Annotated in this window: 2 protein-coding genes and 1 pseudogene; all 3 read right to left on the bottom strand. The window is 65.6% G+C overall.

Annotated features, from left to right (window positions below; genetic code table 11):
- Positions 1-918, bottom strand: a pseudogene (locus AC2VON_RS00030) (hypothetical protein); the annotation flags it as partial.
- Between the two features lie 52 nt (positions 919-970).
- Complete coding sequence (locus AC2VON_RS00035) at positions 971-1,264, bottom strand: membrane-attack complex/perforin family protein (protein ID WP_090423501.1); 294 nt, start codon at positions 1,262-1,264, stop codon at positions 971-973.
- A gap of 281 nt (positions 1,265-1,545) precedes the next feature.
- Positions 1,546-1,851 carry a hypothetical protein gene (locus AC2VON_RS00040; RefSeq protein WP_062908224.1) on the bottom strand — a complete coding sequence of 102 codons (306 nt, stop codon included), beginning with the start codon at positions 1,849-1,851 and terminating at the stop codon, positions 1,546-1,548.
- Positions 1,852-1,913: the final 62 nt, after the last annotated feature.

The following is a 1,913-nucleotide window of genomic DNA, read 5'->3' on the forward strand; positions in this document are numbered from 1 at the left end:
AGGCGCAGACGGCAACGACGAAGCCGGCGACGTCGGCATCGAGGAGCCCAGACCAGACCCCATCGAGCCCGGATTCAACCCCGACCCCAGACCCGAAAGCGCCGAACCACCGCCACCAGCACCAGCCCCGCCACCACCAGAAGCGGCCCGACCCATCGAACCGCCGAGGGCCTGCGGAAGCGCCGTCAGCGGCGACGTAGCCGGCGCGGGTCCGCCATTCGCAGAACCAGCCGGCGGGAGGTCCGTTTGCACGTCACGGGGAGGGCCTTGCGTCAAAGGTGTTGTCGCGTCGGCTGGCAACCCGGTTTCTACGTCTCGTTGAGACTGGCCCGTCACGGCATCGCCCGTGTCGCCGCCCTTCGGTGTCGTGTTTGTGTCGCCGTCTACGGGAAGGTCGGTGTTCTTGTCGTGATGCGGGTTCCCGTTGTGGTCATTCTGGCCGTCCGGGTCGGTAGCGGGTCTGTCCGGTAGGGGCGCAGTGAAGTTCACACCTTGGACATACATGGTCGCGGACCCGCCGCGTTTGGCTACCATGTCGTCCGCCTCGGTCAAGGTTTCTGTCAAAATAGCTTGTGCGGCAACGGTTTTACCGCTCCGCATTGCGGCTTGGTACTGCGGCTCCTTGTCCTCAATCAGAAGTCGCAGATCATGTTGCAATGAGCGAAGTTCGCCCGCCGCCAGGCGGACCGCGTCTCCCGATGTTTTGTACAGGTCGGCGTGGGCGTCCCACAGGTGAACGTTGGCGTTGTGCGCGGCGAATTGCGCCTCACCGGCTTGTCCTTGCAGCGCTTCTTTTAAGCGTGGCCGGTGAACATTGCACGACGTGTCCCCAGCGGTTCGCAGCGTCGCGGCTTGCTGCTCGTGGACGTCCGCAACCCGGTCTAAAACCTCAGGACTGGGCCAACGCCCAGTCTTCACCACTGTCGCGAATGTGCTATCTCCCCCGGAATCGACTGCAGCCACGTCCGTTTCACCCCTGGTATCCGTTGCAGCGTGCCCACACCTGATCATCGGCGGCATTAGCCGCGGCGGCCGTCCAGTCGGTAGGAGGCTGCACCGCGCCCTTAGACGGCTCCCGACTCAACGCCGCACCGTGATCGCGCATCAGCTGCAGTGACTTGATCATCGCCGCCCGCACATCGGGATCGCCAACCGGATTGTCGCGCAGCGCATCAGCAACGTAATTCGCTGCGGGCACCACATCGGCAGCCCGGGTCTGCGGTGTCGGGATGGCGGCATATGCGGCAGCGAATCGCGTGCACAAATCAACCGTCTGCGCCCGAATCACCTCTGGCGACGGAGCCGGCGGATGAGCCACCGCTACCGGGGTTGGTCTCGACGCAATATGCGTTCCAACGATCACACCGCCCACCCCAGCACCGAACACGCAGGCCACGAAAGCCGCGATTGTGGCGGCTCGCCGCACACCACCAGACTGGCGGCGGCCGGCAGGCGGTGTCTGCGGCGGCGCCGGCGGCATCGCGTACGGCCCCGGTCGTGGAGGCCCGGCTATCGGCGGTGTCGATGACCACCCAGGTCCAGGTGTCATGTCCATACGCCCTCGATCGAGCGGATGCGCATTGCGTTATCGTCATCGGCCCCTCCCTCGATGCGGGTGGTGGCCGAGGCGGCGGCGGCGAATCGAGTGGCTTTCTCGTCTCGGTCGCGGGCCATCGTCGTGTGTTCACCAGGCCAGTGCGCGATAGCCGCGAGAACCGCTGCCGTGGCCGCATCATCAGGCGCAGCGGCGAGCTCCGGGTAGGCCACCGTGGCGGGCACATCAGCCTGCCACGCGGCGATAGCCGCGCCCAAGCCCTCGGGATCGATGTGCGGAGTGTGCGGATCGCTCATTTTTGCCCGCCACCGGCGTCATAGAAAAACTTTGAGTGGGCAATCGCAAGCTCCTCAGCCGC

The organism is Mycobacterium sp. TH-M82 (assembly GCF_057473605.1).

What these genes read in the sequence shown, in the direction of transcription:
- AC2VON_RS00040 (WP_062908224.1), bottom strand. Translation starts at nt 1,851, where the DNA reads ATGAGCGATCCGCACACTCCGCACATCGATCCCGAGGGCTTGGGCGCG.